The sequence below is a fragment of the Streptomyces natalensis ATCC 27448 genome (genome assembly GCF_000935125.1).
GTDB lineage: Bacteria > Actinomycetota > Actinomycetes > Streptomycetales > Streptomycetaceae > Streptomyces > Streptomyces natalensis.
Genome location: NZ_JRKI01000003.1, coordinates 352470 through 373998 on the forward strand (window position 1 = coordinate 352470; position 21529 = coordinate 373998).

17 protein-coding genes are annotated in these 21529 nt (G+C 71.5%); 13 read left to right on the forward strand and 4 right to left on the reverse strand.

Annotated features, from left to right (window positions below):
- Positions 1–4 precede the first annotated feature (4 nt).
- Together SNA_RS02585 and SNA_RS02590 are read left to right on the forward strand one after the other, a co-directional pair.
- Positions 5–1372 (forward strand): HTTM domain-containing protein, encoded by a 1368-nt coding sequence (locus tag SNA_RS02585; protein WP_044362886.1) that lies wholly within the window; start codon positions 5–7, stop codon positions 1370–1372.
- A gap of 29 nt (positions 1373–1401) precedes the next feature.
- Positions 1402–2076: a TrmH family RNA methyltransferase gene (locus SNA_RS02590; RefSeq protein WP_044362888.1), complete on the forward strand. Its 675-nt coding sequence runs from the start codon at positions 1402–1404 to the stop codon at positions 2074–2076.
- Positions 2077–2129: 53 nt separating this feature from the next.
- Here SNA_RS02590 and paaN read toward each other — a convergent pair whose 3' ends face one another.
- Positions 2130–3842, reverse strand: coding sequence for a phenylacetic acid degradation protein PaaN (gene paaN / locus SNA_RS02595; RefSeq protein WP_044362890.1), 1713 nt, complete (start codon positions 3840–3842; stop codon positions 2130–2132).
- Positions 3843–4030: 188 nt separating this feature from the next.
- Between paaN and SNA_RS02600 the strand changes: the two genes are divergently transcribed.
- Together SNA_RS02600 and SNA_RS02605 are read left to right on the forward strand one after the other, a co-directional pair.
- Complete coding sequence (locus SNA_RS02600; RefSeq protein WP_030066413.1) at positions 4031–5551, forward strand: 3-hydroxyacyl-CoA dehydrogenase; 1521 nt, start codon at positions 4031–4033, stop codon at positions 5549–5551.
- Positions 5552–5553: 2 nt separating this feature from the next.
- Positions 5554–6144, forward strand: coding sequence for a TetR/AcrR family transcriptional regulator (locus SNA_RS02605; protein ID WP_030066412.1), 591 nt, complete (start codon positions 5554–5556; stop codon positions 6142–6144).
- Between the two features lie 21 nt (positions 6145–6165).
- On the opposite strand, the gene SNA_RS02610 is transcribed toward SNA_RS02605, so the two are convergent.
- The gene (locus SNA_RS02610) at positions 6166–6708 is read right to left on the reverse strand and encodes an Lrp/AsnC family transcriptional regulator (RefSeq protein WP_030066411.1); all 543 of its coding nucleotides are present in this window, start codon (positions 6706–6708) and stop codon (positions 6166–6168) included.
- A 224-nt stretch (positions 6709–6932) separates the two neighbouring features.
- On the opposite strand from SNA_RS02610, the gene pdhA reads away from it, so the two are divergent.
- From pdhA to SNA_RS02650, 8 genes are all read left to right on the forward strand, one after another.
- On the forward strand, positions 6933–8093 hold the full coding sequence (gene pdhA / locus SNA_RS02615; RefSeq protein ID WP_044362893.1) for a pyruvate dehydrogenase (acetyl-transferring) E1 component subunit alpha: 1161 nt from the start codon (positions 6933–6935) through the stop codon (positions 8091–8093).
- Positions 8090–9124, forward strand: a complete 1035-nt coding sequence (locus SNA_RS02620) for an alpha-ketoacid dehydrogenase subunit beta (protein WP_030066409.1) — start codon at positions 8090–8092, stop codon at positions 9122–9124. The genes pdhA and SNA_RS02620 overlap by 4 nt, the downstream gene beginning before the upstream one ends.
- Complete coding sequence (locus SNA_RS02625) at positions 9124–10506, forward strand: dihydrolipoamide acetyltransferase family protein (RefSeq protein WP_044362895.1); 1383 nt, start codon at positions 9124–9126, stop codon at positions 10504–10506. Before SNA_RS02620 ends, SNA_RS02625 begins: the two co-directional genes overlap by 1 nt.
- Positions 10507–10612: 106 nt before the next feature.
- Positions 10613–11515 carry an NTP transferase domain-containing protein gene (locus SNA_RS02630; RefSeq protein ID WP_030066405.1) on the forward strand — a complete coding sequence of 301 codons (903 nt, stop codon included), beginning with the start codon at positions 10613–10615 and terminating at the stop codon, positions 11513–11515.
- The gene (locus SNA_RS02635; protein ID WP_078969619.1) at positions 11512–13152 is read left to right on the forward strand and encodes a molybdopterin molybdotransferase MoeA; all 1641 of its coding nucleotides are present in this window, start codon (positions 11512–11514) and stop codon (positions 13150–13152) included. The genes SNA_RS02630 and SNA_RS02635 overlap by 4 nt, the downstream gene beginning before the upstream one ends.
- A 773-nt stretch (positions 13153–13925) precedes the next feature.
- Complete coding sequence (locus tag SNA_RS02640; RefSeq protein ID WP_044362897.1) at positions 13926–14903, forward strand: NAD(P)H-quinone oxidoreductase; 978 nt, start codon at positions 13926–13928, stop codon at positions 14901–14903.
- A 223-nt stretch (positions 14904–15126) separates the two neighbouring features.
- Positions 15127–15918: a hypothetical protein gene (locus SNA_RS02645; protein ID WP_044362899.1), complete on the forward strand. Its 792-nt coding sequence runs from the start codon at positions 15127–15129 to the stop codon at positions 15916–15918.
- 205 nt (positions 15919–16123) lie between these two features.
- A complete protein-coding gene (locus SNA_RS02650) occupies positions 16124–16687 on the forward strand; it encodes a bacterial proteasome activator family protein (RefSeq protein WP_030066401.1) in 564 nt (187 codons plus the stop codon).
- A gap of 80 nt (positions 16688–16767) precedes the next feature.
- On the opposite strand, the gene SNA_RS02655 is transcribed toward SNA_RS02650, so the two are convergent.
- Positions 16768–18435: a protein kinase domain-containing protein gene (locus tag SNA_RS02655; protein WP_044362901.1), complete on the reverse strand. Its 1668-nt coding sequence runs from the start codon at positions 18433–18435 to the stop codon at positions 16768–16770.
- A 314-nt stretch (positions 18436–18749) separates the two neighbouring features.
- Here SNA_RS02655 and SNA_RS02660 point away from each other — a divergent pair, with 314 nt between their 5' ends.
- A complete protein-coding gene (locus SNA_RS02660; protein WP_030066398.1) occupies positions 18750–20369 on the forward strand; it encodes a protein kinase domain-containing protein in 1620 nt (539 codons plus the stop codon).
- 59 nt (positions 20370–20428) lie between these two features.
- Here SNA_RS02660 and SNA_RS02665 read toward each other — a convergent pair whose 3' ends face one another.
- The gene (locus SNA_RS02665) at positions 20429–21481 is read right to left on the reverse strand and encodes a phosphotransferase (protein WP_030066397.1); all 1053 of its coding nucleotides are present in this window, start codon (positions 21479–21481) and stop codon (positions 20429–20431) included.
- Positions 21482–21529: the final 48 nt, after the last annotated feature.

A 21529-nucleotide genomic window follows, 5' to 3' on the forward strand; every position in this document is an offset into this window, starting at 1 on the left:
GCCCGTGACCTCACCGACGCAGCCGCAGCCGCAGCCGTCCGCCGGGACCGGGACGCACCCGGAGACTCGGACGCACCCGGAGACCCGGACGACCCCGGAGACCCACCCGCCCCACCGGCCCAAGCCGCCCTACGAGGAAACCCGCATCGAGCGCGCCATCGGCCGCGGCTTTGCACTGGTCACCGGCCGGGCGATGGCCCCGTACCAGACCGCCGTGATACGGATCGGATTCGCCGCGACCTGGCTGCTGTTCCTGCTGCGGGAATGGCCCAACCGCGGTGCCCTCTACGGGCCCGACAGCCCCTTCAGCCTGGACATGGCGCGCCAGTTGCTCAACGGCAACCACGCCTTCTCCGTACTGCCGTGGTCCGGCAGCAACGGCTGGTTCGAGTGCGTCTACGTCCTGGCCATCGTGGCCAGCGCCCTGCTGATGGTCGGCTGGCGCACCCGCACCATGTCGGTGCTCTTCATGATCGGTGTGCTCTCGCTGCAGAACCGCAGCATTTTCCTGGGCGACGGCGGCGACAACGTCGTCCACCTGATGTCGATGTATCTCGTGCTCACCCGGTGCGGGCAGGTGTGGTCCCTGGACGCGCGGCGCGCCCGGCGGGCCGCGGCCGACGGCACCGAGGAGGGCCGTGACCTGCCCGGCATCCTCCTGTGGGCCGTCCTCGGCCTCGCCCTGGCCGTGGCCCAGCTGCGCGGCGGCTACGGCCTGACCTGGTTCGGCAACGGCCCCTTCCCGCACATCGGCTGGAGCCTGGCGCTGTGGGGCCTGTGGGCCGTGCACGGCCTGTGGTGGGCGGTGCGCCGCCACGCCCCGGGGGAGCCGCGCATCGTCCTGGACACCCTCGCCAAGCTCGCCCACAACGGCGCACTGCTGGTGATCATGGTCGAGGTCTGCCTGATCTACGCCACCGCAGGCTGGTACAAGATCCAGGGCTCACGCTGGCAGGACGGCACCGCGGTCTACTACCCGATGCATCTGGACTACTTCTCCCCCTGGCCCGCCCTGTCCCAGGCCCTCGGCAGCAGCGGCCTGATGATCATGCTGCTCACCTACGGGACCGTCATCGTCCAGGTGGCCTTCCCGTTCACCCTCGCCAACCGCCGGCTCAAGAACGTCCTGCTGGTCGCGATGATCTGCGAGCACCTGTCCATCGCGGTGCTGCTCGGGCTGCCGTTCTTCTCCCTGGCGATGATCACGGCGGACGCGGTCTTCCTGCCGACGAACTTCCTGACCTGGCTCTCCGGCAGAGCGGCGGCGCTGCGCGACCGGCTGTTCCCGCGCGGCGGTGCGCCCCGGCCCGGTGGCGGCGAGCCGGAGGCCCGTACCGCCGGCGATGCCGGTGGCCATACCCTCGTGGGGTGAGCAGCGAGAAAACCGCCCCGGGCGGCGCGATGACCGCCCTGGACGGCCAGACCACCGCCCCGGGCGCCGAACCCCTTCAGTACGACGAGGGCTACGGCCCCAAAGTCGGCGTCGGCCCGCACCCGCAGCCCTGGCCCGACGACACCCGCTACGACCCCGAGCTGCTCGCGCACGGGGACCGCCGCAACGTCGTCGACCACTACCGCTACTGGACGCGCGAGGCGATCGTCGCCGACCTCGACACCCGCCGCCACGACTTCCATGTCGCCGTCGAGAACTGGGGCCACGACTTCAACATCGGTTCGGTCGTGCGGACCGCGAACGCGTTCCTGGCCAAGGAGATCCACATCGTCGGGCAGCGTCGCTGGAACCGCCGCGGCGCCATGGTCACCGACCGGTACCAGCATGTGCGCCACCACCCGGACACCGCCGACCTCACCGCCTGGGCGGCCACCGAGGAGCTGCCGATCATCGGGATCGACAACCTCCCCGGCGCCGTGCCGCTGGAGACGACAGAGCTGCCGCGCCGCTGTGTGCTGCTCTTCGGCCAGGAGGGGCCGGGGCTGACCGAGGAGGCGCGCCGGCACGCCTCCCTGGTCTGCTCCATCGCGCAGTTCGGCTCGACCCGGTCGATCAACGCGGGCGCCGCGGCCGCCATCGCCATGCACTCCTGGATCGCCCGTCATGCCCGTATCGCTCCCTGACGGCCCGGGCCCGAGGGCCTGCTCCCTGAAGGGCTCTAAGGGCTCTATGGGCTCTATGCCGGCCGCCTCACCTCCACCGTGCGGAAGCGGTTGGCCACGAAAGCGCCGTCGCACAGCGCCGCATTGGCCGCCGGATTGCCGCCCGAGCCGTGGAAATCGGAGAACGCCGCCGTCTGGTTCACATACACACCCCCGGTGAGGTTGAGCGAGAGCTGGGCGCACTCCTCCAGGCAGGCGTCCTCGACCAGCCGCTCCATCTCAGGGTCGGTGGTGTACGCGCCGACCGTCATGGCGCCCTTGTCCCGTACGGTGCGCCGCAGCAGCTCCACCGCATCGGCCGTCGAGTCGACCGCCACCGCGAAGGAGACCGGGCCGAAGCACTCCGACAGATAGGCCGCCTCGGTGTCCGGCTTGGCGCCGTCCAGCTTGACGATCACCGGCGTACGGACCGTGGCCCCTGGGAATTCGGGGTTGGCCACCTCACGGGAGGCCAGCGCCACCTCGCCCAGCCCGGAGGCCGCCTCGATGCGCTCCTTGACCTGCGGATTGACGATCGCGCCCAGCAGGGCGTTGGCCCGTGCGTCGTCGCCCAGCAGCCCGCCGACCGCACCCGCGAGATCGCTGACGACCTCGTCGTACGTCTTCGGTCCGGCGTCCGTGGCGATGCCGTCGCGCGGGATCAGCAGATTCTGCGGGGTGGTGCACATCTGGCCGCTGTAGAGCGACAGCGAGAAGGCCAGGTTGGAGAGCATGCCCTTGTAGTCGTCGGTGGAGTCGATGACGACGGTGTTGACGCCGGCCTTCTCGGTGAAGACCTGCGCCTGGCGGGCGTGCGTTTCCAGCCAGTCGCCGAAGGCCGTGGAGCCGGTGTAGTCGATGATCCGCACCTCGGGGCGCACCGCCAGCGTCTTGGCCAGGCCCTCGCCCGGCTTGTCGACGGCCAGGCAGACCAGGTCGGCGGGGAAGCCGGCCTCGGCGAGCACCTCGCGCGCCACCTGGACGGTCAGCGCCAGCGGCAGTACGGCCCGCGGATGCGGCTTGACCAGCACCGGGTTGCCGGTGGCCAGCGAGGCGAACAGGCCCGGATAGCCGTTCCAGGTGGGGAAGGTGTTGCAGCCGATCACCAGGGCGACGCCGCGCGGGACCGCCGTGAAGGACTTGCTCAGCTCCAGCGGGTCGCGCTTGCCCTGCGGCTTGGACCAGGGCGCCTGCTGCGGGGTGCGGACCTGCTCGGCGTAGGCATACGCCACCGCCTCCAGGCCGCGGTCCTGGGCATGCGGACCGCCCGCCTGGAACGCCATCATGAAGGCCTGTCCGCTGGTGTGCATGACGGCCTGGGCGAACTCGTGGGTGCGCGCGCTGATCCGGGCGAGGATCTCCAGACACACCGCCGCCCGCACCTCGGGGCCCGCGTCCCGCCAGGAGGGGAGCGCGGCGCGCATGGCCGGCAGCAGGACCTCCACGTCCGGGTGCGGATAGGTGATGCCCAGTTCCGGCCCGTAGGGCGAGACTTCCTCGCCCGCCCAGTCGTCCGTGCCGGGCTGGTCCAGGGCGAAACGGTGACCGCGCAGCGCCTCGAAGGCGGCCAGGCCGTCGGGCGCGGCACTCTCGCCGTACGCCTTGGGGTGCTCGGGGTGCGGGGACCAGTAGGCGCGGGTACGGATCGCCTCGAGCGCCTTGTCGAGGGTGGGGCGGTGCTTGTCGAGCAACTGCGCCGGAGTCAGATGCGCCGGGGACGGTTGCGCTGCGGTCACTTCGGTGGCCATCGATGACCAACTCCTCGTCGTGCCGGGCCGAGAGCGGATGACGCGGTGAGTCCCAGGCCAAGGCCGGTGAGATCCGGCCGGGGACTGGGAGCGGATGTACCAACGGAGTTAGAGTAACCGAACGATCGGTCGGGGCAAGAGGGCTCCGTACGCCTGTGGAAAACCCGGGTCGGGGAGGATCAGTCGCCATGACGGCAATCGGGACCGGCAGCACCGTGGCAGTGGTGGGCACCGGCACCATGGGACAGGGAATTGCGCAGGTGGCGCTGGTCGCCGGGCACCGCGTGCGGCTCTACGACGCGGCTTCGGGCCGGGCCGGGCGGGCCGCCGAGGCCATCGGGCAGCGGCTGGACCGGCTCGTCGAAAAAGGCCGGATCACGTCGCAGGAACGGGACGCCGCCCGCGGCCGCCTCTCCCCCGCCGCCTCGCTCGCCGAACTCGCCGACGCCTCCCTGGTCATCGAGGCGATCCTGGAGCAACTCACCGCCAAACAGGAGCTGTTCGCCGCCCTGGAGGAGGTCGTCGCGGCCGGCTGCCTGCTGGCCACCAACACCTCGTCCCTCTCGGTGACCGCCGTCGCGGGCCCGCTGCGCCACCCCGGCCGCCTTGTGGGCCTGCACTTCTTCAACCCCGCCCCGCTGCTCCCCCTGGTCGAGGTCATCAGCGGCTTCGCCACCGACGAGACCGCCGCCACCACCGCGTACGACACCGCCGCCGCCTGGGGCAAGACCCCGGTGCGCTGCACCGACACCCCCGGGTTCATCGTCAACCGGATCGCCCGCCCCTTCTACGCCGAGGCGCTGCGCGCCTACGAGGAGCAGGCCGCCGACCCCGCCACCCTCGACGCCCTCCTGCGCGACGGCAGCGGCTTCAAGATGGGCCCGTTCGAGCTGACCGACCTCATCGGCCAGGACGTGAACGAGGCGGTCACCCACTCCGTTTGGCAGTCCTTCTTCCAGGACCCGAAGTTCACGCCCTCTCTGGCGCAGCGGCGCCTGGTGGAGGCCGGACTGCACGGCCGCAAGTCCGGGCGGGGCTGGTTCGACCACCGCGAGGGGGCGAAGCGTCCGGAGCCGCAGACCGTCCCGCCGCGCCCCGCCCCGGAAACGGTGGCCCTGCACGGGGAGCTGCCCCGTCCCGCCGCGGCGCTGACCGAGCTGATCGAGGAGGCGGGCATCAAGATCACCCGCGAGCCCGCCCCCGGGGAGTCCGCGGGATTCCTGCGGCTGCCCGGTGGCGCCCGCCTCGCGCTGACCGACGGCACTCCGGCGACGAGCGCGCGGCAGGGCGACTGCATCCGGTTCGACCTCTCGCTGGACTACCGGGCAGCGACCCGGATCGCGCTGGCCGCTCCGCAGCCCGCCTCCGAGGCGGACCTGGCGGAGGCGGCCGGGCTCTTCCAGGCGCTCGGCAAACAGGTCAGCGTCATCCAGGACGTACCGGGGATGCTCGTCGCCCGTACGGTCGCCATGATCGTGGACTTCGCCGTGGACGCGGCGGCCCGCAAGGTGGCGACCCCTGGGGACATCGACACCGCGATGCGGCTGGGCGTCAATTACCCCGGTGGCCCGCTGGAATGGGCCGAGCGGCTGGGCGCCCGGTGGGTGTGGGATCTCCTCGATGCGATGCACCGCCACCATGGCGGCGCCCGCTACGCACCGTCGTGGGCCCTTGGGCGCCGCGCGGACCTCCAGGAACGGGTGGTCTAATCATGACCATGGCCAAGCGCGACACCTATACGCCCGATTCGCTGCTCGCGGTCGCCGTCGAGGTGTTCATCGAGCGCGGATACGACGGCACGTCCATGGAGCATCTGTCCAAGGCGGCCGGCATCTCCAAGTCCTCGATCTACCACCACGTGCGCAGCAAGGAAGAGCTGCTTCACCGGGCGATAAGCCGCGCCCTGGACGGACTGTTCGGCGTCCTGGGGGAGCCGGGCGCGCTCGAGGGCCGGGCGATCGAACGGCTGGAGTACGTCACCCGGCGCGAGGCCGAGGTGCTGATGGACGAACTGCCCTATGTGACGCTGCTGTTGCGGGTGCGGGGCAATACGGACACCGAGCGCTGGGCCATGGAGCGCCGCCGGGAGTTCGACCACCAGGTCGCCGATCTGCTCAAGCAGGCGGCCGCCGACGGCGATCTGCGCGACGATGTCGACGTCCGGCTGGCCACCCGGCTGCTCTTCGGCATGATCAACTCGATCGTCGAGTGGTACCGGCCGGGACGCGGCGGCGCGGCGAGCCGGGACGAGGTGGCCGAGGCCGTGGTGCGGACGGCGTTCGCGGGGCTGCGCAACGGCTGAGGGGCGGCCCGGGGCCCGCCCTCATTCCTCCTCCTGCCCCAGCTCCGTCTCCTCGAAGACCAGCAGCGTGCGGGTGCTGAGCACCTCCGGGATCGACTGGATACGGGTGAGGACGAGCTCCCGCAGCTCCCGGTTGTCCTTGGTGTGCACGAGCAGCAGGACGTCGAAATCGCCACTGACCAGCGCGATGTGGGACGCCCCGGGAAGCGCCGTGAGCTGGCTGCGCACGGTCCGCCAGGAGTTCTGCACTATCTTCAGCGTGATATACGCCGAGGCGCCCTGACCTGCGCGTTCTTGGTCTATGAGGGCGCTGAAGCCGCGTATGACGCCGTCGTCGATCAGCCGGTTGATCCGGGCGTAGGCGTTGGCGCGTGAGACGTGGACGCGCTCGGCGACGGAGCGTATCGAGGCGCGGCCGTCGTTTTGCAGCATGCGCAGGATCGCGCGGTCGACGGTGTCCAGCGGGCGCGCGGGCGCCGGCGGCGGGGCGGACGCCGACGAGGGCGCGGAGGCCGGCGACGGTGGTGGCGCGGAGCCCGGATTGGCCATCTGTTCGTCCCGCATATGGTCCCGCCTCCCCTTCGTGGACGTCCTGCATTCATCTCAGGCTGTGGAGAACCGTTTGTCCACAGGCTGAATACGCCTGTAGCCAAAATGCATCATCGACCGAACAATCGGTAGGGAAGGGCTTACCCGCCCCGACCAGCTCCATCCTGCCCATGAGTCGCCAGCCACCACCCTTACCCAGGCGCCTCGCGCCGCCCCTTCGATCCGAGGAGGTGCTCGTCATGACGGTCCTTGAGCAGCCCGGCAGCAGCAGGCACACGAGCGCGCTGCCCGGCCCGCCGCCCGACTGGCGGCCGCGCGTCGATCCCGCACCTCTCCTGCCCGACGCGGAGCCGTACCGTCTGCTGGGGACGGACGCCGCCCGCGGGCTCGATGCGGCCCTGCTCAAGCGGCTCTACGCCGAGCTGGTGCGCGGCCGCCGCTACAACACCCAGGCAACGGCCCTGACCCGGCAGGGCCGGCTGGCGGTCTATCCGTCCTCCACCGGACAGGAGGCCTGCCAGGTGGCCGCCGCGCTGGCCCTGGAGGACCGCGACTGGCTCTTTCCCAGCTACCGCGACACCCTCGCCGCCGTCGCCCGAGGGCTGGACCCCGTCCAGGCGCTGACCCTGCTGCGCGGCGACTGGCACACCGGATACGACCCGCACGAGCACCGCATCGCCCCCCTGTGCACCCCGCTCGCCACCCAGCTCCCCCATGCCGTGGGCCTGGCGCACGCCGCCCGCCTCAAGGGCGACGACGTGGTGGCGCTGGCCCTGGTGGGCGACGGCGGCACGAGCGAGGGCGACTTCCACGAGGCGCTGAATTTCGCCGCGGTCTGGCAGGCCCCCGTCGTCTTCCTCGTCCAGAACAACGGCTTTGCGATCTCCGTACCGCTCGCCAAGCAGTCCGCCGCCCCCTCCCTGGCCCACAAGGCGGTCGGTTACGGCATGCCCGGCCGTCTGGTCGACGGCAATGACGCCCCCGCACTGCACGAGGTCCTCACCGAAGCCGTACGGCGCGCCCGCCGGGGCGGCGGCCCCACCTTGGTCGAGGCCGTCACCTACCGCATCGAGGCCCACACCAACGCCGATGACGCCACCCGCTACCGCACCGACGCCGAGGTCGAGACCTGGCGGGCGCACGACCCGATAGCCCTGATGGAGCGTGAGCTGACCGCCCGCGGGCTGCTCACCGACGAGTTCGCCGCCGCCACCCGGGACGGCGCCGAGCACCTGGCGGCGGATCTGCGCGAGCGCATGAACCAGGACCCGGTGCTCGACCCGATGGACCTGTTCACCCACGTCTACGCCGAGAAGACCAGCCAACTGCGCGACCAGGCCGCCCAGTTGCGCGCCGAGCTCGACGCCGAGCAGATGCCCGCCCAGGAGGCCAGACCATGACGACCACCGCCGCGGCGTCCGCCCGCAAGCCCGCCACCATGGCGCAGGCGCTGACCCGAGCCCTGCACGACGCCATGGCCGAGGACCCCGCGGTGCATCTGATGGGCGAGGACGTCGGCACCCTGGGCGGCGTCTTCCGGATCACCGACGGCCTGGCCAAGGAGTTCGGCGAGGACCGTTGCAGCGACACCGCGCTCGCCGAGGCCGGCATCCTCGGCACGGCCGTCGGCATGGCCATGTACGGTCTGCGCCCGGTCGTGGAGATGCAGTTCGACGCCTTCGCCTACCCGGCGTTCGAGCAGCTGATCAGCCATGTCTCCCGGATGCGCAACCGCACCCGGGGCGCCCTGCCGATGCCGCTGACCATCCGTATCCCCTACGGCGGCGGTATCGGCGGCGTCGAGCACCACAGCGACTCCTCCGAGGCCTACTACCTGGCCACGCCCGGCCTCCAGATCGTCACCCCGGCCACCGTGGCGGACGCCTACGGACTGCTGCGCGCCGCCATCGCCTCCGACGACCCGGTCGTCTTCCTGGAGCCCAAGCGGTTGTACTGGTCCAAGGACGACTGGTCGCCCGACGCCCCTGCCCAGGTCGCGCCGATAGGCCGCGCCGAGATCCGCCGCCGCGGCACGACGGCCACCCTGATCACCTACGGCCCGTCGCTGCCCGTCTGCCTGGAGGCCGCCGAGGCAGCCCGCGCCGAGGGCTGGGACCTGGAGGTCCTCGATCTGCGCTCCCTGATGCCGTTCGACGACGAGACGGTGTGCGCCTCGGTACGGCGGACCGGCCGCGCCGTGGTCGTCCACGAGTCGGCCGGATTCGGCGGCCCCGGCGGGGAGATCGCCGCCCGGATCACCGAGCGCTGCTTCCACCACCTGGAGGCGCCGGTGCTGCGGGTTGCCGGATTCGACATCCCGTATCCGCCGCCCATGCTGGAACGGCACCATCTGCCCGGTGTGGACCGGATCCTGGACACCGTCGCCCGCCTCCAGTGGGAGTCGGACTGGACCGAGGGACGTGGTGAGTGATGGCCGTGGTCCGCGAATTCACCCTCCCCGACCTGGGAGAGGGCCTGACCGAGGCGACGATCGTGCAGTGGCTGGTCGAGGTCGGCCAGGTGGTGGCCGTCGACCAGCCGGTGGTGGAGGTGGAGACGGCCAAGGCGATGGTGGAGGTGCCTTGCCCGTACGGCGGCGTGGTCACCGCCCGCTTCGGCGAGGAAGGAGCCGAGGTCCCGGTGGGCGCGCCGCTGGTGACCGTGGCGGTGGGAGCCGTACCGGACGATCTGGCCGGGGGCGGGGCGGCGGATGACGGCACGGCTCCTGGCACCCGGGATGCGGAGGAGCCCGCGGGCTCGGGCAATGTGCTGGTCGGTTACGGGACGAGCGCGGCCGCGGCACGACGCCGGCGGATACGGCCCGGAGGCATGGGCCGCGCCGCGGCCGGGGTGAGCCGAGCCGAGGCCGTCCCGGCTCCGCCCGAGCCGGCCGTCCCGGCCCCCGCGGTCGGCGACAGCCGTACGGTTCCCGTCATCTCACCGCTGGTGCGCCGGACGGCGCGCGAAAACGGCCTGGACCTGCGGAAGGTGACCGGATCCGGGCGGGACGGGCTGATTCTGCGCTCGGACGTGGAGCGGGCGATCCGGGAGCGGGGGACGGCCGCCGCGGCGGCCTCCGTGGCGGGTGCGGTGGGGGCCGCACCCGCCACCGGGGCCGCGCCGCAGGCCGAGCGCATCCCGCTGAAGGGGATGCGGGGCGCCGCCGCCGAGAAGTTCAGCCGCAGCCGCCAGGAGATCCCCGACGCCACCTGCTGGGTGGACGCGGACGCCACCGAACTCCTCGCCGCCCGCAGGGCGATGAACGTGCCCGGCGCCCCCAAGGTGTCCCTGCTCGCGCTGCTCGCCAAGATCACCACGGCCGCGCTCGCACGGTTCCCCGAGCTCAACGCCACCGTCGACCCCCAGGCCCGGGAGATCGTCCGGCTGCCCGCCGTCCACCTGGGCTTCGCCGCCCAGACCGACCGTGGCCTGGTCGTCCCGGTGGTGCGCGATGCCCACGCCCGTACGGTCGAGGAGCTGTCCGCGGAGATCGCCCGGCTCACCGAGACCGCCCGCGCCGGCCGGCTCTCCCCGGCCGAGCTGTCCCATGGCACCTTCACCCTGAACAACTACGGCGTCTTCGGCGTCGACGGCTCCACGCCGATCATCAACCACCCCGAGGCCGGCATGCTCGGCGTCGGCCGAATAGCCGCCAAACCCTGGGTCCACGAGGGCGAGTTGGCCGTCCGGCAGGTCGTCCAGCTGTCATTCACCTTCGATCACCGGGTGTGCGACGGCGCCACGGCCGGCGGCTTCCTGCGCTTTGTCGCCGACTGCGTGGAGCGGCCCGCGCTGCTGCTGCGCACGCGCTGAGCGAGCGCGGCGCGGCGGGCTCGTAGGACCGGCCCTGTGACGGCCGCGACACCTTTGACGCCTGAGACCCCTGTGTTAACCCCGCGCCCCTGGCGATACTCATGGGGTGAGCGACCACACCGACTACGACGCCATCGTGCTGGCCGGCGGCGCGGCCCGGCGGCTCGGCGGGGCGGACAAACCCGCCCTGTCGGTCGGCGGCCGAGCCCTGCTGGACCGGGTGCTGACCGCCTGCGCCGATGCGGCGATCACCGTCGTCGTCGGACCCCGGCGCCCCGCCGGCCGCCCCGTGGTCCGCGCCCTGGAGGACCCGCCCGGCGGCGGGCCGCTCGCGGCGCTCGACGCCGGCCTGCGGCACATCACCGCCCCGACGGTCCTCGTCCTTTCCGCCGATCTGCCGTTCCTGACGCCCGCGACCGTACGCGGCCTCCTCGCGGCGGCGACCGGTACGGCCGACGGCGGCGCACCGCGCGACGGGGCCCTGCTGCGGGACGCCGAGGGCCGCGATCAGCCCCTGGTCGCCGCCTACCGCGCCGAGTCGCTACGCCGCGAACTGGCCCTGCTCCACGCCGAACACGGCACCCTGACCGGACTTCCGCTGCGCGTCCTGCTGTCCGAGCTGACGCTCGAACGGGTCCCGGACGTCACCTCCACGGCATCCTTCGACTGCGACACCTGGGAGGACCTCGGCGCGGCACGCGCCCGCATCAGGGAGCATGGACGTGTGTTGGACGAATGGATCACCGCAGTCAAGGACGAACTGGGCATCGACCTCGATGTCGACACCGCCGCCCTGCTCGATGTCGCCCGCGACGCGGCACACGGGGTGGCGCGCCCGGCCGCACCGCTGACGACCTTTCTGATCGGCTACGCCGCCGGCCAGCAGGGCGGCGATGTGACCGCGCTGGTCCACCGTGCCGCCGCACTGGCCAACCGCTGGGCCGCCGAGGCCGAGGCGAACGGGGACAGCGGCGGCGCCCCGGGCGGCGAGACGAAACCCGCCGAATGACCGAAGGGGAGCTCGACGCCGCACTGGACGCCGCGCTGGCACTGGCCAACGGAGTGGTTCCAGCGACGACCCACGGCGCCGCCGAGCGGGGGGCGTGTAGGGCGGGACGGGTATACGGGGTGGGCGAGCCGCACAGGGCGGGCGAGCCGCACGGTGTGGATGGTCCGCACGGCGTGGACGATTCGTACGGTGTGGACGGTCCCTACGGTGCGGACGAGCACGCCCCCGGCACGGGTGACACCCGCGCCACCGGCGACGCATGTGCCGCCCCCGCCACGGGCGACACCTCCGGCACCCCGGCGGATCCCAGCCCCCACGCCGACACCCCCGGCACTCCCTCCTCCACCGGACCCCGTAACCCCACCCCCGCCTCCCACGCCCCCACCCCCTGGCACGCCGCCCGCGACATCGCCCGTCGCGCCGTGCCCGGCCCGCTTCCGCACACAACGGCGCCGCTGGGCGCTTCCCTCGGCCGTATCCTCGCCGCGCCGCTCACCGCCCTCACCGACCTGCCGTCCTTCGACACCTCGGCCATGGACGGCTGGGCGGTCTCCGGACCCGGCCCCTGGCGTCTGGACCGCCCCGGCGACGCCGGCATCCTCGCCGGACACGCCCCCACCGCCCCGCTCCCCGACGGCCATGCGATCCCCATCGCCACCGGCGCGCGGATCCCCTCCGGCGCCACCGCCGTGCTGCGCCGCGAGCACGGCGAGGTCCGGGAGATGCGCGACGGCCGGCCCCGGCTGCACGCCCAGCGGCCCGCGCCGCCCGGCCAGGACATCCGGCCACGCGGCCAGGAGTGCCGCAGCGGCGACCAACTGCTGGCGGCCGGCGCCCTGGTGACACCGGCGGTCCTCGGCCTGGCCGCGGCCGCCGGGTACGACGAGCTGACGACGTACCCCCGCCCGCAAGTCGATGTCTTCGTCCTCGGCGACGAACTGCTGCGCCACGGCCTGCCGCACGAGGGCCGGATCCGCGATGCGCTCGGCCCGATGCTCGGCCCCTGGCTGCATGCGCTGGGCGCCGAGGCGGCCGCGCCCCGCCATCTCGCCGACGACCCCGACACGCTCTACGAGGCGATCGCCGGCTCCCGGGCCGACCTCGTCCTCACCACCGGCGGCACCGCGGCGGGTCCGGTCGACCATGTGCACCCCACCCTGCGCCGCCTGGGCTCCGAGGTGCTGGTCGACGGGGTGGAGGTCCGCCCCGGGCACCCGATGCTGCTCGCCCGGATCACCCGACACCGCCATCTCGTCGGTCTCCCCGGCAACCCCCTGGCCGCCGTCTCCGGACTGCTCACCCTCGCCGAACCGCTGCTGCGGACCCTGTCCGGCCGCCGCGCCCCGGTTCCGTACCGCATCCCGCTGTGGTCCTCGGTCCACGGCCATCCGCGCGATACCCGGCTCGTCCCGGTGACCTGCCGCGACGACGACCGCTACGGGCTGATGGCCGAACCGCTGCACTTCCACGGCCCGGCCATGCTGCGGGGGATCGCCGCGGCCGACGCGCTGGCCGTCATCCCGCCCGGCGGCGGCGACCGCGGTACCGAGGTCGAACTCCTCGAACTCCCCTGGTCGGCGGACTGGTCCCACTCCGGGCCCACTCCCGCGCGCGGCCCCGGCAGGGACACGGAGTGAGCGGCCGGCCCCGACTGCGTGCCCGACATCCGGCTCATCCTGCGAGCAGTGGTAGCGGAAATGCGGGGGCCAACTCTTCGGCGGATGTGCCGCGGCCTTTTCTGGCTCAGCAGGTGGAGCAGGCGCCTTAACCAGACACAACCGTCAGCAGAAAAGCAACGCATTGTTTCGTCATGACTCGCAAGAGGAACCCCGGACGTATCGGTGTGCAGGCGTGGAAAGTTGTCGCCTGTAATGCCAACTGCATTACCGTAAGGAGTGGTTAATGCACCGAATCGTCGCTGTCCTCCTGGGGGCCGTCACGCTCTGCGGGGTCCCCGACATCCCTGCTCAGGTGTCCAGTGAACCGCTCGCCGGTCAAACGCTGCGAACGCCGGGCGACGCCGCGGCCTGATCCACTACGCCGGAAACACGCGAGAATCTCGGATTGCGCCTCCACATTCTCCACGAATTCCTGTTGCCTCGTCGAAGACCTGACGAAAGCACTCTGCTCGTGACAGCTGTCTCCGTTGGGTCTGCTAAGAATGAAGCCCCGTTCTCAGGCGCGCCTTCCCTTCGACCCGAGAGGGCGAGCGGCCGATACGGCCCGTCCGACCCGGATGCTGACATCTGGTCGGACCGCCTTGCACGATCGCATCGTCGTCGGTGGCTACGTCACTCCGCGCGATGCCCCCGCCCTGCTGGCTCCTTGACTGCGCGTCAGCTCAACAAGCGGGCGGTCCGCGTACCCCGCCCCGTCGCCCCGTGCCCGGTCGGCGAGTAGCCTCGCGCCCATGCGAGCGATCACTATCCCGGAGCCCGGTGGCCCGGAAGCACTTGTCTGGGCGGACGTGCCCGACCCGCAGCCCGCCGAGGGCGAGGTCCTGATCGAGGTCGCGGCCAGCGCCGTGAACCGCGCGGACCTGTTGCAGCGCCAGGGCTTCTACGATCCGCCACCCGGCTCCTCACCGTACCCCGGTCTGGAGTGCTCCGGTCGGATCGTCGCGCTCGGCCCCGGCGTGCACGGCTGGGCCGTCGGCGACGAGGTGTGCGCGCTGCTGGTGGGCGGCGGTTACGCCGAAAAGGTGGCCGTTCCGGCCGGGCAGGTGCTGCCGCTGCCGCCCGGTATCGACCTGGTGCAGGCCGCCGCGCTGCCCGAGGTGGCCTGCACCGTCTGGTCCAATGTCTTCATGATCGCGCACCTGCGGCCCGGTGAGACGCTGCTCGTCCACGGCGGTGCCAGCGGTATCGGCACGATGGCGATCCAGCTCGCCAAGGCGGTCGGCGCCCGGGTCGCGGTCACCGCGGGCGGCCCCGAGAAGCTGGCCCGCTGCGCCGAGTTGGGCGCGGACATCCTCATCGACTACCGCGAACAGGACTTCGTCCAGGAGCTCCGCAAGGCCACCGACGGCAAGGGCGCGGACGTCATCCTCGACATCATCGGCGCGAAGTACCTGCAGAAAAACGTCAAGGCACTTGCGGTCAGCGGGCGGCTGGCGATCATCGGGATGCAGGGCGGGGTGAAGGCGGAGCTGAACCTGGCCGCCCTCCTCGCCAAGCGAGCCGCGATCACCGCAACCGGCCTGCGGGCCCGGCCGCTGAACGAGAAGGCGGCCATTGTCGCGGCGGTACGCGAGCATGTCTGGCCGCTGATCGGCAACGGTCAGGTGCGGCCGATCGTGGACCGTACGATCCCGATGGCGGACGCCGCCGAGGCGCATCGTGTGGTGGACGCGAGCGCCCATGTGGGCAAGGTCGTCCTCACCGTTTGACCGTCTGACCGGCCATAGCGCCCCGGCGGGCTCCGCGTACGCCGACAACCCGGAGCTTCGCCGCCCGCGGCCGGACAGCCCCGCGGCCCCTCCCGCCCCGCGCCAGGTAACCCGATCGACATACCCAGGATGTCGTGAAACTGGCTGCGTGTGACGCTGGACACGTCACTCGACGGCTCGGCACGGGAGGGGCACGGTTGTGGCTCCAGGATTCCGTTCGCGCATGACCACCGGTCTGCTGGTGGCCGCCGCCGTTCTGCCCGTCCCCCTGGCGACCACCGCGGCGGCGGAGCAACGGATCGTCCCGCCTCATCGCCCGCCGCATCTCCTGGGGCGTCATGAGCCGCCCGCCTACGCGGCGGATCCACCGCTGGCCGGCAGCCGTGCCGGAGAAGGCCGTGGGCACCCCGGGCGCCCCGAATCGCCGGGACTCGTGCCGGATGTCCCCAGACCGGACGCGGAGATGGAACTCCCGGAGTTCGCCGGCCTGCGGGACGTTCTCGCGCAGATGCCGGAAGAGATGGCGCACGAGATGCCGCGCTACCCGGACGAGCCATCCGAGTACCTGCCCTGGTTCGACTTCCACCACAAGCCCGACCCGGACGCGGACTCCTCGCGGGCACCGGACGACGCCGCGGGCCCGCCGGACCACGGCAAGTCCCCGCCCGACACCCCCAAGGCCAAGAAGGGCCCGCACAAGAAGCCGCGGGGCACTGGTCCCGAGGCGCCCCCAGGCCGGGCTCCGGCGCACTCCCGGCCCCGGAAGTCCCCCTCCTCCCGCCCCGACGTCGCCGACCGCCTCGACCGGCACCCGTACAAGCCCCTCCGGCCGTCCGCCCCGCCGAAGCAGCAGCCTCACACCCCATCGGACGGCGCCGAACCGGCCGCCTCGACCGGCCCCTATGCGATGGAAACCCCCTCGGCTCCGGTCGAACGAGTCCTCCCCATGGGGGCCGGACTCGCCCTTACCGGCCTTGGCCTGGCCTTTCTCGGCCTGCGGCTACGCCGCCGCTGACGTCGGCACCCGATGTTTCACGTGAAACACACGGCATGAGGGCAGTCCCCCGGCAGACCTGCCGATGTTTCACGTGAAACATCGAGCCCCCCGCCCGCCCGGGAAGCCGATCCGGCTCTCGCCCGATCCCACCGCCAGGCGGCCGAAACAACACAAGGGGCACGCCGGGCCACCCGGCAACGTGGGGGTACGCGACAATGGCGGCATGGATATGCCGATGAACGAACGGTCGCAGGAGAACCCGCACGTCCTGGTTGTCGGCCCGGACGGTATGGCGCTCGGCAGTGCCGGCTCCGGCGGTGGCGGGGAAAACGGCGAACAGCCCCGCGAGGTTCCGGTGACCGACATGGTCGAACAGCCTGCGAAGGTCATGCGCATCGGCAGCATGATCAAGCAGCTGCTGGAGGAGGTGAAGTCCGCCCCGCTGGACGAGGCGAGCCGGGTACGCCTCAAGGAGATCCACGCCAGCTCGGTCAAGGAGCTGGAGGACGGCCTGGCGCCCGAGCTGGTGGAGGAGCTGGAACGGCTCTCCCTGCCGTTCACCAACGAATCAGTGCCGACGGAAGCGGAACTCCGCATCGCCCAGGCCCAGTTGGTGGGCTGGCTCGAGGGCCTCTTCCACGGCATTCAGACCGCGCTGTTCGCCCAGCAGATGGCGGCCCGCGCCCAGCTGGAGTCGATGCGCCGCGCACTGCCGCCCGGCGCGCCGACCGAAGACGACGAGGGCCACCTCGGTCAAGGCGGCGCCCGGTCGGGGCCGTACCTCTAGGCGCGGCCCCAGGCACCCCCAACAAAAGTGGGGTCGGCACGCGCGCTGCGTGCCGGCCCCGCCTTGTGTATGTGACCAGGTCAGTTGCTCGGGTAGTGCCCAGAAGACACGGTCAGCTGGATCGTGTCACCGCTTTTCGGGTCCCATTGCTGGAATGCCTTGGGTGACTGCTCCACGATGGTGTCTTTGTAGGAGTAGTAGCCGTCCTTCTTGGTGATCTTGAAGTTCCAGCCCGCGGCCTTCAGGCACTGCTTCACCGAGTCCAGGTTCTTGTAAGTGAGGAACGGGAAGTTGATCTTGGAGTCGTCGCCGATCGCCTTCGACGGGCTGGTGCACTCGCTCGTAGCGATCTGAGTAGCAGTGGTGTCCTCGGGTGCCTCAGATGTACTGGCCGACGGGCTGGCGTCATACGAGTAACTTGAGGTCGGGTCGTCGCCGCCGGTGTCATCGCTGGATCCGCCCGCGCTCAGCCCGATGGCGATCGCGATCGCAGTGACCACGATCACACCGACTATCGCCGCGACGACGATCACCGCGGTATTGCTCTTACGGGGTCCGGGCCCACCGCTCGACGGAATCGGTGCCGTCACGGGCGGCGGTGCGAACGGCGGCGGCGCCTGGAAGCCGCCGCCGTTGAACGGCGCGGGGGTCGGCGCGGGCCCCGGCGCCGGCGTCGGGTAGGGACTGTTCACCGGCGGCGGCGTCGAGGGGCCGAAGGCCGCCTGCGTCGGCTGATACGGCTGCTGCACGTTCGGCGGCGCCGGGGTCTGCGGATTGCCGTTCGCGGTGGGGAACACCGACGAGGACACCGATGAGCCGCTGGTGCGCGCCCGCGGGCCCTCGCTGATGATCAGCGGCGACCCGGACTGCCCGGAACCGGCGATCCGCAGGCATTCGTCCTGCATTGCCTCGGCCGTCGGGAACCGTTCATTGGGGTTCTTCTTCAGCGCCCGGGCGACCAGCGCGTCCACGGCCGGCGGCAGCGAGCGGTTGATGCTCGACGGGACCGGCGGCTCTTCCTGGACGTGGGCGTAGGCGATGGCCAGCGGGGAGTCCGCGTCGAAGGGCAGCTGCCCGGTCAGCAGCTCGAAGAGCATGATGCCGACGGAGTAGAGGTCCGAGCGGGCGTCCACGCCCCGGCCCAGCGCCTGCTCGGGCGAGAGGTACTGCGGGGTGCCGACGACCATGCCGGTCTGCGTCATCGACGTCACGCCGGACTGCATGGCGCGGGCGATACCGAAGTCCATGACCTTGACGACGTTGCGCTTGGTCATCATGACGTTGCCCGGCTTGATGTCCCGGTGGACCAGGCCCATCTCATGGCTCGCCTCAAGTGCGGCGAGCACATCGGCGGTGATCTTCAGCGCCTTCTCGGTCGGCATCGCGCCGTGCTGGGCGATGTCGTTGTCGAGCTCCGAGCGCAGCGGCTGCCCGGAGACGTACTCCATGATGATGTACGGCACCATGCCGCCGTCGAGCTCGTCCTCACCGGAGTCGAAGACCGAGACGATATTGGTGTGCGTGAGCTTCGCCACGGACTGGGCCTCGCGGCGGAATCGTTCGCGGAATGCCTGCTCGCGGCCGAGCTCGGTGTGCAGTGTCTTGATCGCGACCTCGCGGTCGAGCACGCTGTCGTACGCGAGGTGCACGGACGCCATCCCGCCCGCACCAAGAAGATCACGAAGCTGGTAGCGTCCTCCGCCGACCGAACGGCCCTCGAATTGGCCTTGAGCGCCGTCCTGGCTCATGGTTCCGCTTCCCCCTGGGCGTACTGCCCGTATGTATCGCGATCAAATTCTGGAATTCCGCAGCCAAGTCTGCCGTAGGGCCCGGACACGTCAAGCCGTGTGCCCGTTCCGTGACCAGATGTGCAAGATCCGGTCACGGTAGGGAGATCTTTTGCGGCCCCGGTCACCCCTGGTGAACTTGCCCCTACTGGCATTCGGGCGGTTTGATGACCGGTCAACGACGAGCCGGTGGGGGCCGTCGAACCTGTAGCGTGCTGTAGCGAAGACCGAGACCTTACCGCTCTTGATGCGGATCGATTCGACGGCGAGGACCGATGGCACCGACGCAGAGCCCGCAGGGCCCGTCCGATCCTGAGGCCACCGGCTCCAATATCTCGGATACACCGGAGATGTGGGGCAATGGAGGGCTGGTCGGCGATGGCCGTTACCGGCTCACACGCCGGCTCGGCCGGGGCGGTATGGCGGAGGTGTTCGCAGCCGAGGACGTGCGCCTGGGCCGCACCGTCGCCGTGAAGCTGCTGCGCGCCGACCTGGCCGAGGACCCGGTGTCCAAGGCCCGCTTCACCCGCGAGGCACAGTCCGTGGCCGGACTGAACCATCACGCCGTTGTTGCCGTCTATGACTCCGGCGAGGATTTCGTCGGCGGTAACACCGTGCCGTACATCGTGATGGAGCTGGTCGAGGGCCGCACCATCCGTGACCTGCTGCTCAATGCCGATGCCCCGCCGCCGGACCAGGCGCTGATCATCGTGTCCGGGGTGCTGGAGGCGCTGGCCTACAGCCACCAGCACGGCATCGTGCACCGTGACATCAAGCCCGCGAACGTGATCATCACGAACAGCGGCGCCGTGAAGGTCATGGACTTCGGTATCGCCCGTGCCCTGCACGGCGCGCAGTCCACGATGACCCAGACCGGCATGGTCATGGGCACCCCGCAGTACCTCTCGCCGGAGCAGGCGCTCGGCAAGACCGTCGACACCCGCTCCGACCTGTACGCCACCGGCTGTCTCCTCTACGAGCTGCTCGCGCTGCGGCCGCCGTTCACCGGTGAGACCCCGCTGTCGGTGGTCTACCAGCACGTCCAGGACATGCCGGTGCCGCCGTCCGAGGTCGCCGAGGCGGTACCGCCGGAGCTGGACGGCCTGGTCATGCGGTCGCTGGCCAAGGACCCGGACGACCGTTTCCAGACCGCGGAGGAGATGCGCGGGCTGGTCCAGTACTCGCTGCAGATGCTTCAGGAGCAGGGTGGGCACACCGGCACCTGGAACACCGGCCCGGTGTCGATACACGAGGGTGGCAGCCCCCAGGGCATGGGCGGCGCCGCGACCACCGTGCTGCGACAGCACCCGGACAACGGTCAGACCACGGCACAGCCGATTCTGCCGGGTGGCCGGGACGACGACGGCGGCTTCGAGGGCGGCCACCGTTCCGCCAGGCGGGGCCGCGGCAAGGTCTGGCTGATCGCTGCGCTCGCCGTGATCGCCATCGCGGCCGGCGTGGCGTTTGCGCTCCAGCACTCGAAGACGGGGAAGAACGGGACGGACACCCCCACGTCGCCGTCGCCGTCGGTTTCCAAGCAGCACAAGACCAGCGAGCCGCCGACCGAGGAGCCGAGCACTCCGGAGACCGAGCCCGGCACCACGGGTGGTGACTCCAACACCTACGCCCCGCCGCCCAGCGCGGAGCCCAGCACGCCGGAGTCGTCCGAGCCGCCCAGCTCGGAGCCGCCGTCGTCGGAGCCTCCGACGTCCGAGCCGCCCACCGACACCACCGGTGGCGGTACGACGGACGGCGGCACGCTCGACGGTGGGACGTCGGACGGCGGCACGACCGATGGCGGGACGTCGAACGGTGGCACGACCGATGGCGCTACGACAGACGGTGCCACCACGGGTACGAACTCCGGCATGACCACGGGGACCACCGGCAACTGACCGGCTCAAGCCGCAGGCGGCGGGCCGCTCCAGGACTTCTGGAGCGGCCCGCCGTTGTTTCACGTGAAACCGTCCGCGAAGGCATCCCGCACGGCCGAGTACTCCCGGGTCCACCACACCGCCAGTGCGGCCGCGGCCGGGAACTGCGGGTCGGTGCGCGGGTCGCCGAGCCGGTAGCGCCAGGTGAGCATCCAGAAGTCGTTCAGCCGCTCCCACCACACCCGGTGCACGGCCGCGGCCAGTTCGTCGGATCCGGCGCCGCAGGCGCTGCGGTAGGCGCCCGCGTACGCCGCCACCTTCGCCAGGTCGAGGCTGCCGGAGGGCCGTACGAAGAAGATCGCGGCGGCGCGTACCGCCTCCTCGGCGCGGGGCTGGACGCCCAGGCGGTCCCAGTCGACGATCGCGGCCGGTTCCGCGCCGCGGTAGAGCACGTTGAGGGGATGGAAGTCGCCGTGCACCCAGCCCGCGGGGGGCGCTGCACCGGCCGCCGGGCGGCGGTGGGACAGCCGCTTGAGCAGGGCCCGGCGCTCCAGGAGGCGGTGTTCGGCCAGTTCGTCGAAGCTGGTGCGGGGGCGTGCCCGGCGAGCCAGGGCGAGCAGCTCGTCGATCAGCTCGAAGGTGTGGGCGGGGTCGGCGGCGTCGGCCGGAAAGGTGAGCCGCGGGGGGCACGGTTCGCCCGCCATGACCTGCTCCAGGGTGGTGTGGACGCGGCCCAGCAGCGCACCGAGCCGGCGGGACTGGGCCAGGCTCAGTGCGGCGCCGCTCAGATGCCGTCCCTCGACCCAGGGGTGCAGGGCATAGCAGCGGCCGTCCAGGACGGTAACGGTGTGGCCGTCGGCGGCGGGGACCGGCGGGGCGACCGGCAGTCCGCGGTCGGCGAGCCGGAGGGTGGCGCGGTGCTGGCGGGTGATGGCGCCGAGGTCGCCGTCGAGGTGGTGCTTGAGGAAATACCGGCCGTGTGTGGTGGCGAGAAAGTAGCCGTGGTTGAGCAGGCCCTCGGCGACGGGTTCACACGAGAGGGGCTCGCCGGCGTCTCCGTAGCGGCTCAGCAGGGGGACGAGGAGGTGCCCGTCGGGCGTTGCCGCCGTCCGGGCTACAGATGAGCGCAGCACGCGCCAGATGTTAGATCAACAGGGTCGGGCAGAGCGGGCCTATCGGAA

Coding starts and splice junctions, on each gene's coding strand:
- SNA_RS02660 (WP_030066398.1), top strand. CDS start 18,750: ATGGCACCGACGCAGAGCCCGCAGGGCCCGTCCGATCCTGAGGCCACC.
- SNA_RS02640 (WP_044362897.1), top strand. CDS start 13,926: ATGCGAGCGATCACTATCCCGGAGCCCGGTGGCCCGGAAGCACTTGTC.
- SNA_RS02625 (WP_044362895.1), top strand. CDS start 9,124: ATGGCCGTGGTCCGCGAATTCACCCTCCCCGACCTGGGAGAGGGCCTG.
- paaN (WP_044362890.1), bottom strand. CDS start 3,842: ATGGCCACCGAAGTGACCGCAGCGCAACCGTCCCCGGCGCATCTGACT.
- SNA_RS02650 (WP_030066401.1), top strand. CDS start 16,124: ATGGATATGCCGATGAACGAACGGTCGCAGGAGAACCCGCACGTCCTG.
- SNA_RS02610 (WP_030066411.1), bottom strand. CDS start 6,708: ATGCGGGACGAACAGATGGCCAATCCGGGCTCCGCGCCACCACCGTCG.
- pdhA (WP_044362893.1), top strand. CDS start 6,933: ATGACGGTCCTTGAGCAGCCCGGCAGCAGCAGGCACACGAGCGCGCTG.
- SNA_RS02605 (WP_030066412.1), top strand. CDS start 5,554: ATGACCATGGCCAAGCGCGACACCTATACGCCCGATTCGCTGCTCGCG.
- SNA_RS02600 (WP_030066413.1), top strand. CDS start 4,031: ATGACGGCAATCGGGACCGGCAGCACCGTGGCAGTGGTGGGCACCGGC.
- SNA_RS02645 (WP_044362899.1), top strand. CDS start 15,127: ATGACCACCGGTCTGCTGGTGGCCGCCGCCGTTCTGCCCGTCCCCCTG.
- SNA_RS02620 (WP_030066409.1), top strand. CDS start 8,090: ATGACGACCACCGCCGCGGCGTCCGCCCGCAAGCCCGCCACCATGGCG.
- SNA_RS02635 (WP_078969619.1), top strand. CDS start 11,512: ATGACCGAAGGGGAGCTCGACGCCGCACTGGACGCCGCGCTGGCACTG.
- SNA_RS02655 (WP_044362901.1), bottom strand. CDS start 18,435: ATGAGCCAGGACGGCGCTCAAGGCCAATTCGAGGGCCGTTCGGTCGGC.
- SNA_RS02590 (WP_044362888.1), top strand. CDS start 1,402: ATGACCGCCCTGGACGGCCAGACCACCGCCCCGGGCGCCGAACCCCTT.